General features: G+C 41.8%; 14 protein-coding genes. 8 read left to right on the top strand and 6 right to left on the bottom strand.

Annotated features, from left to right (window positions below):
- Nucleotides 1-3: 3 nt before the first annotated feature.
- A complete protein-coding gene (locus AC19MV_RS18065; RefSeq protein ID WP_160055525.1) occupies nucleotides 4-765 on the top strand; it encodes a type II secretion system protein N in 762 nt (253 codons plus the stop codon).
- A gap of 100 nt (nucleotides 766-865) precedes the next feature.
- Here AC19MV_RS18065 and yrfG read toward each other — a convergent pair whose 3' ends face one another.
- Complete coding sequence (gene yrfG, locus AC19MV_RS18070) at nucleotides 866-1,513, bottom strand: GMP/IMP nucleotidase (protein ID WP_498309284.1); 648 nt, start codon at nucleotides 1,511-1,513, stop codon at nucleotides 866-868.
- Between the two features lie 77 nt (nucleotides 1,514-1,590).
- On the opposite strand from yrfG, the gene nudE reads away from it, so the two are divergent.
- The 3 genes from nudE (at nucleotide 1,591) to AC19MV_RS18085 (ending at nucleotide 4,534) form a co-directional block, all read left to right on the top strand.
- Complete coding sequence (gene nudE / locus AC19MV_RS18075; protein ID WP_498309286.1) at nucleotides 1,591-2,163, top strand: ADP compounds hydrolase NudE; 573 nt, start codon at nucleotides 1,591-1,593, stop codon at nucleotides 2,161-2,163.
- A gap of 128 nt (nucleotides 2,164-2,291) precedes the next feature.
- Nucleotides 2,292-3,101, top strand: a complete 810-nt coding sequence (cysQ, locus tag AC19MV_RS18080; protein WP_432405746.1) for a 3'(2'),5'-bisphosphate nucleotidase CysQ — start codon at nucleotides 2,292-2,294, stop codon at nucleotides 3,099-3,101.
- Nucleotides 3,102-3,205: 104 nt separating this feature from the next.
- On the top strand, nucleotides 3,206-4,534 hold the full coding sequence (locus AC19MV_RS18085) for a hypothetical protein (protein WP_498309288.1): 1,329 nt from the start codon (nucleotides 3,206-3,208) through the stop codon (nucleotides 4,532-4,534).
- Nucleotides 4,535-4,571: 37 nt separating this feature from the next.
- Here the strand turns inward: AC19MV_RS18085 and mnmH are convergent, their stop codons facing one another.
- Nucleotides 4,572-5,675, bottom strand: coding sequence for a tRNA 2-selenouridine(34) synthase MnmH (gene mnmH / locus AC19MV_RS18090; protein ID WP_498309290.1), 1,104 nt, complete (start codon nucleotides 5,673-5,675; stop codon nucleotides 4,572-4,574).
- Nucleotides 5,672-6,730 carry a selenide, water dikinase SelD gene (gene selD, locus AC19MV_RS18095; RefSeq protein WP_432405736.1) on the bottom strand — a complete coding sequence of 353 codons (1,059 nt, stop codon included), beginning with the start codon at nucleotides 6,728-6,730 and terminating at the stop codon, nucleotides 5,672-5,674. Before selD ends, mnmH begins: the two co-directional genes overlap by 4 nt.
- Nucleotides 6,731-6,922: 192 nt before the next feature.
- Here selD and AC19MV_RS18100 point away from each other — a divergent pair, with 192 nt between their 5' ends.
- Entirely contained in the window at nucleotides 6,923-7,528 is a 606-nt protein-coding gene (locus AC19MV_RS18100; RefSeq protein WP_498309291.1) for a TetR/AcrR family transcriptional regulator, read from the top strand.
- The gene (locus tag AC19MV_RS18105) at nucleotides 7,525-9,384 is read left to right on the top strand and encodes an MFS transporter (protein WP_498309293.1); all 1,860 of its coding nucleotides are present in this window, start codon (nucleotides 7,525-7,527) and stop codon (nucleotides 9,382-9,384) included. Before AC19MV_RS18100 ends, AC19MV_RS18105 begins: the two co-directional genes overlap by 4 nt.
- Before the next feature lie 70 nt (nucleotides 9,385-9,454).
- On the opposite strand, the gene AC19MV_RS18110 is transcribed toward AC19MV_RS18105, so the two are convergent.
- Entirely contained in the window at nucleotides 9,455-10,564 is a 1,110-nt protein-coding gene (locus AC19MV_RS18110; protein WP_432405725.1) for an acyl-CoA desaturase, read from the bottom strand.
- Between the two features lie 156 nt (nucleotides 10,565-10,720).
- Between AC19MV_RS18110 and fabR the strand changes: the two genes are divergently transcribed.
- On the top strand, nucleotides 10,721-11,338 hold the full coding sequence (fabR, locus tag AC19MV_RS18115; protein WP_160055543.1) for an HTH-type transcriptional repressor FabR: 618 nt from the start codon (nucleotides 10,721-10,723) through the stop codon (nucleotides 11,336-11,338).
- 269 nt (nucleotides 11,339-11,607) lie between these two features.
- On the opposite strand, the gene trmA is transcribed toward fabR, so the two are convergent.
- Complete coding sequence (gene trmA / locus AC19MV_RS18120) at nucleotides 11,608-12,705, bottom strand: tRNA (uridine(54)-C5)-methyltransferase TrmA (protein WP_498299323.1); 1,098 nt, start codon at nucleotides 12,703-12,705, stop codon at nucleotides 11,608-11,610.
- 129 nt (nucleotides 12,706-12,834) lie between these two features.
- On the opposite strand from trmA, the gene murI reads away from it, so the two are divergent.
- Nucleotides 12,835-13,614, top strand: coding sequence for a glutamate racemase (gene murI, locus AC19MV_RS18125; protein WP_498309295.1), 780 nt, complete (start codon nucleotides 12,835-12,837; stop codon nucleotides 13,612-13,614).
- A 26-nt stretch (nucleotides 13,615-13,640) separates the two neighbouring features.
- On the opposite strand, the gene AC19MV_RS18130 is transcribed toward murI, so the two are convergent.
- Complete coding sequence (locus tag AC19MV_RS18130) at nucleotides 13,641-14,084, bottom strand: RNA recognition motif domain-containing protein (protein ID WP_432405714.1); 444 nt, start codon at nucleotides 14,082-14,084, stop codon at nucleotides 13,641-13,643.
- Nucleotides 14,085-14,656: the final 572 nt, after the last annotated feature.

Below are 14,656 nucleotides of genomic sequence, written 5' to 3' on the forward strand. Positions count from 1 at the left end.
TTTGTGAGTTTATTTTTTAAAATACTGGTTGGCGTGCTGGTTTATTTTGTGTTTCTCGTCGCGTACATTCCTGCAAACTGGTTAGTCAGTATTGCACCGCTCCCTAACAATGTGGTTATTAGCGGCACAGAAGGGACATTATGGGAAGGCAAAGCTGCATTAGTTTCAGTTGATCAGCGTCAAGTTGAGCATGTGAGTTGGCAACTAAGCCCTTGGGGCTTGTTTATGGGCCAAGCCAATATTGATTTCAGTATTGGCAATCGTGCAACACCGGTTAGCGGTAAAGGCAGTGTAACCTGGTCTCTTGCGGGGATCAGTGGTAACAATATTCGCCTTGATGTACCAGACAGTTTTTTACTTGCCGGAGCCCGTTTACCTTTTAAAACTCAAGTGAGCGGTGATGTGAGCTTAATGATTGAAGTGCTAGAACAAGGTAAGCCTTGGTGCGAACAATTAAGTGGCAAGTTATTTTTAAATAATACCGACGTTAAAAACCAATTTGGTGCTTATCCTGTAGGTAATATCGCGCTAGGCTTGAGCTGCCTTGACGGTCAATTACAATTAGCGACAGATGAAACTCAAAATACCATCGGCTTAACGGGTACCGCTATTTTAGGTGAAGCAAACTTAGTTAAAGTCAGCGCTAAAATTAAGCCGACAGATACCCAACCAAAAGATTTACGCGACGCGTTACAATTTTTAGGTCGCCAAGATAGCCAGGGATATTATCCAATCAACTATCAGGGTGTCGTGCCAGGGTTGTAAATCAATACTGATATTGTTGGCTCACCAAATAGAAGTAAGTAAAAAGCGCGTTGATAGCAATATCAACGCGCTTTTTAATGTTCACTTTCTTTTGTGTTCGTTAAAGTGCGTCTAATAAGTCACTCACCGCGGGAAACTGCTTAAATACCGTGTGCGTTTTTTTACTGTCTGGATTACTCACACCTAATTGATAGCCCACACCAGCGCGCTTTGACGCCGCTAAAATCACTTCACTGTCATCAATAAATAAGCATCTAGCAGGATCTAAATTAAATTTATCAAACGCATAACGCCAAAAGTTGGGATGCTCTTTAGGGTAGCCACTTTCATGACTCGACAATAACTCATCTAAGCCATCGGCTAAATTGGTGTGAGTGAGCTTTAACGCCAGGCTATGAGGATGCGCATTGGTGAACAAAATTCGCCGCTTACTTGCACCCGCGAGTGCTTGTAAAAAGGGCATGCTGTCCTGGCGTATGTTAATTCTGTCTGCAGCCGTATGATGCAAAGCCAAAATATCTAACCCTAAATGTTGCTGCCAATAATCTAAACAGTACCAATCTAGGGTGCCGACGACATTATGGTACGCTTGATTCACCAAATCATTCGCATCGTCTAGGCTAATCTGGCGTAACAGGCTCAATTGCTGTGGCACTAATTGCAGCCAAAAATGGTTATCAAAGTGCAAATCTAGCAGGGTGCCATCCATATCGAGCAGCACTGTGTCTATGTTATGCCAAGGAAACATGTAAATTCCGGTTGTAGAATATACGTAGAATAGTAAGATTGTACCTTGTCTTTATTAATTCGTCACATGGGGCTGCAATGACACAGCGGCATAAAAAGCCGGAAATCCTGCACACAGAAGTCGTTGCTAAAAGCCGACTGTTTCAAATTGAGCAGGTTCACCTTAAGTTTTCTAATGGCGTTGAACGCCAATACGAAAGAATGAAAGGCGGTAGCAGAGGGGCTGTGATGATTGTCCCTATTCACGAAGGTAAGTTGTTATTAGCCAGTGAGTATGCCGCAGGCACTGATAATTATGAATTAGGTTTTCCTAAAGGATTGATCGATCCTGGAGAAACCGCCATTGAAGCCGCAAACCGAGAGCTACAGGAAGAGATTGGATTTGGCAGCCATAAGCTGACACTGTTAAAAGAGTTGTCACTTGCGCCAGGCTATTTCTCAAGCAAAATGCAAATTTTTGTCGCTGAGGATCTTTATCCTAGTCGTTTAGAAGGAGACGAACCTGAGCCGATAGATGTTATTCCGTGGCCTTTAGCGGACTGGCAATTATTACTCGACAATGGTGATTTTTCAGAGTCTCGCAGTGTGAGTGCATTATTTTTAACCCAGCAATATCTAACAACCTCTGAGACATCGAAAGCAGAGTCTTAGCGATGGTTCATCGTGCATGGCATTTGCGCGAGACAATAATTTAGGCAAACAACCGCGACATAAGGGGATAAAAGCTAATTTAGCCCCTTAGAAGGTCATCCTTATCGAACCCAGCGATTGGAGTAGTAATGAAGCCAGAAGATGTAATTGACCAAGTTATCGGCATCGCCACTGAGGCCGGAGAGAAAATCCGCGAGATCTACTTAAAGGGTAGCTTTAAACGTGAGATAAAATCAGACAATACGCCTGTAACATCGGCAGATTTGGCTGCCCACGATATTATTTGCCAACAACTTGCTGTGTTGACTCCAGACATTCCCATTTTAAGTGAAGAAGCGGCCGATATTCCATTAAGTGTGCGCGAAACATGGAAGCGCTATTGGTTGGTTGACCCACTAGATGGTACAGGCGAGTTTATTGCTGGCAGCGGCGATTTTTCTGTGATCATCGCATTGGTTGAACACAATCGTCCTATTATGGGTATCGTTTATGTGCCAATGACTAAGGTGTGTTATTACGCCATTGCAGGATTAGGTGCGTATAAGCGTGACGGTAAAAATGAAGTCCGCATTACCAGTAAACAGTTAACTAACAATGAAACTGATAATTTACGATTAGCCGTAAGCCGTCGCCAAGATCCTCAGTCTGTGTTGAAGTTGCTCAATAAACCTAATCATTGTGAATTGGTTGTTATGGGTGGCGCGGCATTAAAGAGTTGTTTAGTCGCAGAAGGCCGCGCTGATTGTTATGTGCGTTTAGGTCCTACCGGTGAGTGGGATACGGGCGCGGCGCAAATTATTATTGAAGAAGCCGGCGGTGCTTTGATTGATATTAACTTGCAGCCAATGACGTACAACGAAAGAGAAAGCTTAGAGAACCCGAATTTTATTGTGGTGGGTAGCCCCAATTTACCTTGGGATATTTTACTCACGACCTAATTGATGTGGTCGGGGAATATATTTTTAGTCGCATATTGCTTTTGCATTAGTGTGTGAATATTGTATCTCAATTGTTAGTGAACTGTTTATTGAGAGCAAAAAACATGAGACGCAAAGGAATGTTTACCGCTTCAACTTCGATGTTATTCATCCTCGGGGCGATTGGGTTGTCAGGTTGTGGAGGCGGTAGTGACGATACCGCTCCAGACAGTGGTGGAAGCCCTGATGGACGCTTAACTGGCGATATTGTTTATTACGCAGCAGCGTGTGATGTCAGTCAACCTGCAGTAGGAACAGACCTTATTGTACATCGTAAAGATGGCAGTATTTTAAGCCAATCAAAAGTGCCTTCAACAGGTAAGTTTGATATTGCTTGGCCATCAGATGCTTATCACTTTTCATATGCCCAACAAATCAATGGCGAGTTATTCGTTTACAGTAAGCTCAATGTTGTTGCGGGTGATATTGGCATTGTGGGTGAGCGTAATAGCAATATCGATTCAGCATGTGCTTGCAGCGACTTTAATTTTTCATTGAGTGATGTTAATGCCAATTATAACGGCTATACCGTTTATATTGACGGTAGGAGTGATAGGTCTAGTGCTAAGGTGTGTAAACAAGATGGGCAATTTCCCCCTGTTAATTTGGTGCTAACCCCAACTTATGCTGATGGTTTGACATCTTATGCAGCACAAATCGATGTTAATAGTTATGCTGCTAATAGCACGATATATGTTTCCCCTTCTATATTTGAAAACGCTGAAAATGAAGGTGTCGAACTCAACGCCGAATTAAGCAGTGCCAACAACAATATATACTCGCCGAGTTTTAGAACGTTTTCAGAAACCGATTATGGCCGAGTAAACTGGATTGAATGGCCCGTGTCTGCGCATGTTTTTCCGGGATTATTTACTAATAACTTTATTACTTATTCTAATTTTGAACCGTTAGGAGGTGACGATTATGGTCAAGTTTTTTACTATACCAGCCGGCGCCATCGCGTAACCGATCCTGACGCTACTCAAGTAGTACAATTACAGCAAAACCAGCAAAAAATGTTACAAAGCACCGATGCCATTTTATCTAGTTTTAGTGAGGATGGTGCCAGTAACTATGATTTTACTGGTATTGGGACGGGTAAAACATTACTTCAGGTTGATTTTGGTCAAAGCGGTATAGCGAATTGGACAATTGAAGCGCCATTAAAAGGGACGTTTCCTGATTTGGATTTACCGACAAATTTACAAACGCCGTTTGAGCAAATTACCCAGGCGAATTTATCGGTCATGATTTATGGTTACTTTAGTCATTCGTCGAGCCAATATAATCAATTCCGCACAAAAGTAGTCGAAATACAACGCGCTGATTTGAAAACTCGGTCAGAATTTTATGATAATTACGTTATTGAACAAATTTCTGTCGATATTTATTAAGCCTACAAACAAACGCCCTCAAATGAGGGCGTTATTTTTAGACTGTTTTACGATCGTCTAACCATTGATGAATCGCTTGCCGATCACCTTGAAAAATAATGCGATCTTGTTTCTTTTCTAATTGAAACTGATACATAGGATCATAGTAAATCTCAAGTAACACGCTAATCCACTCTAGATGTTTACTCACATCATTTTGATTCAGCTGCTGTAATAACGCATCGTCTACCAATTGTTGCAGCTCACTATGCAGCTTACCGCCTAAGCGCTTACGTATCCCCGTAAGGCTTTGGCTGAGGTAGTCGCTAAATGCAGCAAAACCAGCTTGCTCACCAAACTTAGCAACATAGTCTGCCAGCTTTTCGGTGACATAGTCGTTGAGTAAGCGAGGCAGGCGAATGTCTCTGGGTTCATCCAGTAATACGATATCCGCAAGTTGCATGGCTTGATAAAAAGCATGAGGGAGTGCAGAGCGTCCAATCAGAAAGCTCTCATCTTCAAGCAATAAATGTCGATGCTGTAGCTGCTGATGTTTGAGCAAGGATACTGCAAGATTATTTTCAAAGTTGATTTGCGTTGGCTGTGGGTCAATGTTTTTACCAAAGCTCGAGCCTTTATGGTTAGCAATTCCTTCTAAATCAACCGACTCATCACGCTGATGAATAAATTCGGTTTTACCACTGCCGGTAATGCCACTTAAAATCAGCATACTGGAGTGCTTTGGCGCATTGTCTATCGCTTCAATTAAAAAGCCGCGCATTGCCTTATAGCCACCTTGTATATAAGGCACATTAAGACCCGATTCTTTTATCCATTGTTGCGATAGCTTAGAGCGCAGTCCACCCCGAAAACAGTATAAATAGCTGTCTGGATGTTGTGACAGTTGAGCCTGCCAGGCTTCAATTCGCGCTTGTTTTACCTTCCCTGTCACTAATTGATGGCCTAACGCAATAGCGGCGTCTTGGCCATTCTGTTTGTAGCAGGTACCGACTTTTTCGCGCTCACCATCTTGCATTAACGGCAAATTTACCGAATGACTAAACGCGCCTTTAGTAAACTCTATTGGGGCACGCACATCAATTAGTGGTCTGTTTTCGAGTAGTAAACGGCCATATTCCGAACTGGGAATGATGTCGTTCATTGAGTTAACTCAATGAGTATATCGTGACCAACATTAACAGGGGTGAACTCGGCCATTGAGCCAATGCACACCGCAGCAATATTATTGGCCGTCAGTAACGCTTGCAGTTCGGCTTCGCTTTCTGCATTTACAGTCACTAATAAACCACCGCTAGTTTGTGGGTCGCATAAAATGGCTTTTTGGTCGTCGGTTAAAGGCGGTAGATGCTCGCCGTAGCTGTCAAAGTTACGATGGGTGCCGCCAGGCACACAGCCTTGTGCTAAGTAATCAGCAACCTTTGGCAGTAAAGGTACGTTATGTAATGCGAGGTTAGCTTTAAGTTTTGCTCCTTGGCACACTTCAATTAAATGACCTGCTAAACCAAAGCCAGTGACATCGGTTAAGGCATTCACGCCAGTGATTTTAGCTATCTCGATACCAATTGTGTTGAGCTGGCACATGGCTTGTGGTGCTATTTGACTATCTTCGTCACGTAATTTTTTTTGTTTTTGCGCAGTAGTCAAAATACCAATACCCAGTGGTTTGGTGAGATATAAACGATCGCCAGCTTTAGCCGTATTGTTTTGCTTGAGTAACTCAAGTGGAATTTGACCGGTGACGGCTAAACCAAAAATGGGTTCTGGTGCATCAATACTGTGGCCGCCGGCAAGCATAATACCAGCATCCGCGCAGGCTTGACGTCCGCCATCGACGACTTGTTGTGCAATCTCTGGTGGCAATACATTGACTGGCCAACCTAATATTGCAATGGCCATAATTGGCGTGCCGCCCATGGCGTATATATCGCTAATCGCATTGGTTGCGGCGATACGGCCAAAAGTAAATGGGTCGTCAACGATAGGCATAAAGAAATCTGTGGTACTGATAATGCCGGTATGTTCATTGAGTTTATATACGGCGGCATCATCACGCGTTTGATTACCCACTAATAAGTTGGGATCAGTAAATACAGGTAGCTGCGATGCAAGAATGGTACTTAGGACTTTAGGCGAAATTTTACAGCCGCAACCGGCGCCATGACTATATTCAGTAAGTTTAACTGCTTGCTCAGACATAATAAGGTGATCTTTAGATGGCGTATTGAGCAGTAATTATAATCACTATTAGGCAGAATATCTTGTGTTTTAGTCGTTTATCAAACTAAGTCGTCGTTTTCTAATACGTAAAAAGATTATTGTGAACATTGTTTTTTATTTTGTTTGCTGTTAACTTAGCAACCATAAAGGTAATAGAAATTAGGTAGCGCAGTGGCCAGACGCAAAGAGCACACTCATGAGCAAATTAAACAAATGGCGATAGCCGCAGTAGTGCAGCATTTACAGCATGACAGTATTCATTCGTTGAGTTTACGAAAGGTTGCTGCCGAAATCGGTTATGTGCCAAGTACTTTGATTAATATCTTTGGTAGCTACCAATACTTATTATTAGCCGTATCTGAGCAGACGTTAGTTAGCTTATCTGCGGTGTTGCAGGGATTAACTACACAACAACCGTTGTTGAATATTCAAGATATGGCTGTACGGTATAGTGACTTTGCACTGCAACATAAAAGTTGTTTCCGATTAGTCTTTGAGTTGTCTATGCCCAATGAGCAACCCTTACCCGTAAATCATTCAGCGTTAATCAAATCATTATTTGCGTTAGTCGAGTCGCAGCTGCGTTTATGTATAGCAGACATTAGCGATCAAAAAGTGGAGTTAATGAGCAGGGTGCTTTGGGGCGGTATTCATGGATTAACGTGTTTAGCGTTAGATGGAAAACTATTTGTCACACACAGTGACTTGCAAACAATGCTTTGCAGTCATGTACAAGGATATATTGCCGGAATGGGCATAAACAAGGAGTTCGTATGATATTAACCAAACGCTTTTTTCCTTATTTTGCAACCCTGTGTTTAGGGGCGCTAAATGATAATTTTTATAAAAATGTCCTGTTATTACTGGTGACCTACAGTCAGCTTAATGCATTACCTATCGACGTTAATTTGTTTGTCAATTTAGCCGCTGGTGTATTCATTTTGCCGTTTTTCTTGTTTTCTGCTCATGCGGGTATCGTGGCTGATAACATGAATAAGGCAACATTGATCAAACGCTTAAAGTTACTAGAACTGATCATCATGTCCACAGCCGCTATCGCGATTGTGAGCCAGAGTTATATGGTTATGTTGTTGCTGTTGTTTTTAACGGGTAGCCAATCGGCTTATTTTGGCCCTGTGAAATACTCGTTATTGCCTCAAGCACTGAGTGAGGCTGAATTGGTAAAAGGCAACGCATTGGTTGAAATGGGCACCTTTTTATCAATTCTTGTCGGCACACTAAGTGCTGGTTTAGTGGTGTCTAATGAAAATGGCTTAACGTGGGCAGCTATCATTGTGTGTGTGCTTGCGGTGTGTGGTTATTTGGCAAGTAGAGCGATTCCATCACTGCCTGCACAGGGTGAGCTAAATCCGAATAAGTTTTCACTTTTCTCAGGCACTTGGCGCTGCATTAGTAAAGCCCGTGAAACGACATCAATCTGGATGGCTATTTTAGCGATTAGTTGGTTTTGGTTTGTCGGTGCGACATATCTGACTCAGTTTCCTAATTTTGCCAAGCTGCATTTACATGCAGATGCTACGGTGGTGTCTTTACTGTTAGCGCTATTTTCTGTGGGGATTGCGGTTGGGTCTTTTGTGTGTGAACGTTTTTCGTTTGGCCATGTTGAACTAGGTTTGTTGCCGTTTGGAGTATTGGGACTCAGTGTATTTAGCTTTGACATGATAGGCGCAATCCCGCTACAAGTGGTTGAGCCAGGTTTTGTCTATAGTTTTGAGTCTTTTGTTGCTAACGCACAGCATTATCGTGTGATGATTGATTTGTTTCTGGTGGGGTTAAGCGGCGGACTCTTTATTGTGCCTTTATATGCGTTTATTCAAACCCGCGCAGAAAGAAAAGAGTGTGCGCAAGCTATCGCAGCAAACAACATTATTAATGCTTTGTTTATGGTTGGCTCGGCGGTGTTATCGATAGTCTTACTTGGGGTGTTCAGTTGGAGTATTCCTGAGTTATTTATGCTTATCGGTGTACTTAACTTAGTGGTACTGATTTATGTTTACTCTCAAGTGCCCGAGTTTACTCAACGGTTTATTAGCTACTTGCTTAGCCATGTAATGTATCGGGTTAACGTGCAGGGCAGACAGCACATTCCGGCCCAAGGGGCTGGGATCATTGTGAGTAACCATGTGAGTTACGTTGATGCGTTGATTATAATGGGATCATCAACTCGGCCAATTCGTTTTGTGATGGACAAGTCGATTAGCGAAATTCCGTTATTAAAGTATGTGTTTAGGCATGCTGGCGTTATTCCTATTTGCTCACCTAAAAAGTGCGAAGCGACTTATCTTAATGCGTTCGAGCAAATTCATAATGCGTTAGCCAATGATGAACTAGTGTGTATCTTTCCTGAAGGGCGTTTAACCTCAGATGGTGATATTGGTGAGTTTAGACCAGGCATTGAGATGATTTTACAACGCGATCCAGTACCGGTTATACCGCTAGCACTTAATGGGTTATGGGGTTCGTATTTTAGCCATAAAGGTGGACATGCATTAACGACTAAACCAACACGCTTTTGGTCTCGGGTGAAGGTGAATATTGCGCCTGTGGTTGCGGGTGATACCACCAATCGTATGGCGCTTCAGCAGCAAGTGACACAACAATTCGAACAATAAATAGTAGAGATACAATAAACAAAAAGGCCATCTTGATTAAATCAAGATGGCCTTTTTCGTTGCGCTCAGTTTATTGAGCGTAAGCCGCTGTTAAACTTTTCCAATGACGCTGTCTTTCTAAAAACTGACTGCGTAAATCTTGTACTTGTTGCTTAAGATTATGGTCGGCTAATTGTTTACGTTTCGCTTCTAGTAGGCTTTTTTTCGCTTGATAATATTCAAGCAAGTGTTGTTTCATTAAGTCGTATTCAGCCTGAAACTTTTCAATAATTTCATCACAGTTAGGTAAGTGTGCCACTTGATTCTGTGCTCGCAAAAGTTGCATTTGCAAACGAGCACTTTCAATACGTTCTTGTGGTACTTTGCGTAAGTCAGTGGTTAAGCCGACCCAGCTCATACTTTTAATTAACCACTTGGTTGGATCGTAGTCCCACCACTTAATGCCGTTGCGGTAATCGTTTTCAAAAATATGGTGAAAGTTGTGATAGCCCTCGCCATATGTCAATAAAGCGATAAATGCATTATCACGAGCCGTGTTTTTATCTGTGTACGGCTGTTTTCCCCAGATGTGTGCTAATGAGTTAATAAAGAACGTACAGTGATGTACTACTACTAAGCGCAGTAAACCCGCCATTAGCACCATAGAAAGTATGTCACCGTTTAACCAACCTAAAAACGCCGGTAAACCTATGTTCATTAAAATGACTAACGCAAGGTAATGTTTATGCTGCCACATAACAATGCGATCGTTTTGTAAATCACGCACGTTATTGTAATCGCTGTAACGACTGGCTTGGTATTCACGTAACATCCAACCTATGTGGCTATACCAAAAGCCCATCTTAGCTGAGTACGGATCTTTATCATTATTATCAACATGTTTGTGGTGTATACGGTGATCGCTACACCAATGTAATGCACTATTCTGTAGTGCTAATGCACCACCGAGAGCATATAAAAATCGAACGGCCGGATGAGCCTTATATGCTTTATGAGACCAGAGTCTGTGGTAACCAGCAGTAATAGATAAACCACTCGCGTAAGCAAAAACAACAAATGCAATCCATTCAATGCCGTCAAAGCCATGGGTGAAACCACGCCAAGGGATCAATACCACAGCGCCAAGTAAAGTGATGGCAAATAACAGGGTATTAAGCCAAATGATTGGAGGTTTTTTCATTTAGTAGGATTCCAATTATAGGTTTTAGCAAGTTGAGCGTACATTTGTACGCTAATTTAACTTAGGTAGTAGGCATGGGTCAAGTTTAACAGGGCTGTGTTTCTGTTTTAAAAACGGTATTATCTGTTGCTAAATATTGACTGATTGGATGAGTAGATGGGTGTTAGAGCACAACAAAAGGAAAAAACGCGTCGTGCATTAGTCGATGCAGCATTTAATCAATTAAGTGCAGAGCGTAGTTTTTCAAGCTTAAGTCTACGTGAAGTTGCCCGTGAAGCTGGTATTGCTCCCACTTCTTTCTATCGTCACTTTAAAGACATGAACGAACTCGGATTAACCATGGTTGATGAGGGCGGTTTAACCTTACGTCAAATGATGCGCAAAGGACGTCAACGTGCTGAAGCGGGTGGCAGTGTAATTCGTATTTCGGTCGATACCTTTATAGAAGTGTTAGAGTCTAATCCAAACGTATTTCGTATTTTGCTACATGAACGATCTGGTACATCTGCAGCTTTTAGAGCGGCCGTTGAGCGTGAAATTGAGCATTTTATTTCTGAATTGGCTCATTACACCGAAGCACAAGCCAATCGCACTCCCGATTTAGCTCGAGCACAGGCAGAAGCATTGGTTATTTTGGTGTTTAACGCAGGGGCATCGGCATTAGATATCAAACGCAGTGAGCGTAAAGCATTGGCCGATCAGCTTGTTTTACAGCTGCGTATGGTTGCTACTGGTGCAGAGGCGTTGCAGCAAAAGATGGATAATCGTGCTTAACGGATTGTGTTTAAAAAGTAGAAATAATAAGGGCGCAAATCTTTGCGCCCTTATTATTTAGTAAACTGCTTACTTAACCTGATCTCGGGATAAGGGATGAACTTATGCTATTTAAAATCAAGATGTTACCCTTTCTCACTTTCAAGCTTGTCATTTGTTCAGCTAACAAGGCGAATTGACGCGTCAATAGCTAGCCTATTGTAAGTCGATTCAACGCAGTTAGCAGGGCAAAGGACTGTTTGAAAGGCATTTATTATCCCGAGCTCAGGTTACTTACGTACAAGTAGCACGCCCGATTCCATGTGGTCGGTATACGGGAATTGGTCAAACAGGGCAAAACGGCTTATCTCATGGGTTTCGCTTAGTGTGAGTAAGTTGTCTTTTAAGGTTTCTGGGTTGCACGAGATATATAAAATACGCTCGTAGCCTTGTACAAGCTTTAACGTTTCAGGGTCGATACCTGCACGTGGCGGATCGACAAAGATGGTATTGCAGTCAAAACTGTCTAAATCGATACCTTCCAAACGTCTGAATTCACGCTTCTTCGCCATTGCATCACTAAAATCTTCTGCTGACATGCGGATGATTTGAACGTTAGTGACGTTATTGATGTCAATATTATACTGAGCGGCATCAACAGACGGTTTAGCTAATTCAGTTGCTAATACACGGTTGAAATTTTGCGCAAGAGCAATGGTAAAATTTCCATTGCCGCAATACAGCTCCAACAAATCACCTTGGCTTTGCTTAGTCGCATCGATTGCCCATTCCAACATTTTTACAGACACTTTGGCATTAGGTTGAGTAAAACTGTTCTCAATTTGCTTGTATTGTAATACCTGCTGATTAACCGTTAATGATTCGACAACGAAGTCTTTATCTAAATCGATTTTCTGTTTGCGGGCACGACCAATAATATTGACATTATACCTGGCTGCTAATTTCGCTTTTAACTGCGTTGCGTGTTCGCGCCACTCTTCGTCAAGCTGGCGGTGGTATAGCAATGACACTAATATCTCACCGCTTAATGTCGACAAAAAATCAATTTGGAATAGTCTATGACGTAATGCGGGATTAGGTCTTAATTCAACAATTAATTCCGCCATCATTTGATTAATAAGCACACCAGCAGGCAAATATTGATCGCAACGCACTTTTGCATTCAGTGCTTTATCAAACATGTAGTAATATAAGTCATCGCCTTCATGCCACATTCTAAATTCAGCACGCATGCGATAATTCATTGGTTCGGAAGCAAAGACTTCAAGTGCTGGTGGAGTGAAATCGGCAAAGGCCTGTTCAAGCTTGATGCGCTTTTGTTGTAATTGTGCATCGTAGTTTTTAGGATCCATTGCAGCTAAATTCATGTTGTCCACCTAAGGCTGTAAAAAAGGGCGCAAATATTATACTAAATGACGCTCATGTCTAGTGTTACGCGCCTTAGTATAAAGCGACAAGACGAATAATACTGAACATATTGATAATTGGAGCCAATATTGTCTGGACCTATTTTAGTGTTTGATTCTGGTATCGGCGGATTGTCGGTCATGAGTGAGATTAGAAAACAACTACCACAGCATGATTACTGTTATTTGTTTGATAATGCACGCTTGCCTTACGGTAACTTGTCAGAGCAAGAACTGATCACAGGTTGCGTTGCATTGATTGCACACCATGCGCAACGACTTAATGCGAGTATTGTTGTTGTCGCATGCAATACGGCTAGCACTTTAGTATTGCCACATTTACGTCGACTATTAATCATTCCGGTAGTGGGTGTGGTGCCTGCTATTAAACCGGCTGCAATGTTATCCAGCAAAAAGCACATTGGTTTACTTGCTACACCTGGCACGGTGAAGCGAGATTATACTCAAACATTAATCCAACAATTTGCCGGAGACTGTAAAGTCGATCTGTTTGGTACATCCGATTTAGTATTACTAGCCGAACAGTATGTCGCCCGACAAAAAATAGATATGGATAAACTACACAATATTCTTGAACCAATAAAAGCGTCAGAGATTGATGTATTAGTATTGGGGTGTACTCACTTCCCGATGATAGCAGCAGAGATAAGTGATTATCTTGGAAAAGGCGTTGTATTACTGGATTCTGGAGAGGCAGTGGCTAAGCGGGTGAGATTTTTACTCAGTAAAGAGCACAATGGTGACAAGAAATTACAAGCTTGTTATACCAAAGACATAAATGAAGGGCTCAAAGCGACATTAGTCGATTATGGTTTTAGTGATTTTTCGCTGGTAACCATAACCGACTAACACAGTACTAAATAAAAGGAATAGAGTTAGCTATTATCAGAGTCAGACTCTTGTGATTTAGCTTCTCTTACTTTTAAAGTACGTTCCTGGAAACTGTAGTCATTCAGTTTCGTCATTGCTTTCTGAGCACCTGCCTCAGACATTTCAACAAAACCAAACCCTTTACGACGTCCAGTTTTACGGTCACGGACTAAACGCACAGAATTAACCGGACCATACTCACCAAACAAAGCCTTCACTTCACCTTCATGAACACGATAAGGCAAATTACCTACATATAGTGTCATAGTTGGACCTACATAAGGCTCATCAGCAGAATTTGCTGAGCTTGTAGGTATAAAGGTGAAAATTAACGTTGCCACGACAACACCAGCAATAAACGCTACAGAAGAAGATGTACCGCCAAACTGAGAAAAAACAAAAGCGCCTAGAAGCGCCGCAATCAAAACAATCACGAATGATTTCTGCATAAAATAATCTCTAATGAATATGAAAATGATAAATTACTGTTAAAAACCGTTACATAGTAATTAAAATTTACCAGATACACCAGACTACTGTTGAAAAATTGAGCTCAAATTCACTTTAATATCAGAAATAAGCATTTTGTTATCTAGGTAAAGGTGGTTCTTTAAGCAAAAAAGCCAAAAAAGAATCGATCTGAGCAAAAGTTCAACGTTCGAAACTTATATTGCTTAAAAGCGCTTGCACTAAATCTTAAGCTGCCTATAATGCGCATCCACTGACACGGCAGACAGCGAAAGCAAAAGCCGGTGAGTGTTATCAAGCCATTGAGGTGGCAGAGATAACGGCAAAAAGAAGTTTGAAAAAACACTTGACGCCATAAAGGGAATGCGTAGAATACGCAGCCCTGACCTACTGAAACGGTCAACGCTCTTTAACAATTTATCAAGTAATCTGTGTGGACATTCACAGGTATTGAGTTATTCGAAATTGTCTTCTTGTTCTTCGGAATGTAGGCAATCAAAAAATTTAAACTCAATGCGATGATGAGTGTTCATAGTAATATGTACAAACGTTT

It is taken from the genome of Shewanella sp. MF05913 (genome assembly GCF_059758095.1).

Bases quoted from the DNA above. Each gene is read 5' to 3' on its own strand.
- cysQ (WP_432405746.1), top strand. From the start codon at position 2,292: ATGAAGCCAGAAGATGTAATTGACCAAGTTATCGGCATCGCCACTGAG.
- AC19MV_RS18130 (WP_432405714.1), bottom strand. From the start codon at position 14,084: ATGCAGAAATCATTCGTGATTGTTTTGATTGCGGCGCTTCTAGGCGCT.
- AC19MV_RS18110 (WP_432405725.1), bottom strand. From the start codon at position 10,564: ATGAAAAAACCTCCAATCATTTGGCTTAATACCCTGTTATTTGCCATC.
- mnmH (WP_498309290.1), bottom strand. From the start codon at position 5,675: ATGAACGACATCATTCCCAGTTCGGAATATGGCCGTTTACTACTCGAA.
- trmA (WP_498299323.1), bottom strand. From the start codon at position 12,705: ATGAATTTAGCTGCAATGGATCCTAAAAACTACGATGCACAATTACAA.
- nudE (WP_498309286.1), top strand. From the start codon at position 1,591: ATGACACAGCGGCATAAAAAGCCGGAAATCCTGCACACAGAAGTCGTT.
- AC19MV_RS18085 (WP_498309288.1), top strand. From the start codon at position 3,206: ATGAGACGCAAAGGAATGTTTACCGCTTCAACTTCGATGTTATTCATC.
- AC19MV_RS18105 (WP_498309293.1), top strand. From the start codon at position 7,525: ATGATATTAACCAAACGCTTTTTTCCTTATTTTGCAACCCTGTGTTTA.
- yrfG (WP_498309284.1), bottom strand. From the start codon at position 1,513: ATGTTTCCTTGGCATAACATAGACACAGTGCTGCTCGATATGGATGGC.
- selD (WP_432405736.1), bottom strand. From the start codon at position 6,730: ATGTCTGAGCAAGCAGTTAAACTTACTGAATATAGTCATGGCGCCGGT.
- fabR (WP_160055543.1), top strand. From the start codon at position 10,721: ATGGGTGTTAGAGCACAACAAAAGGAAAAAACGCGTCGTGCATTAGTC.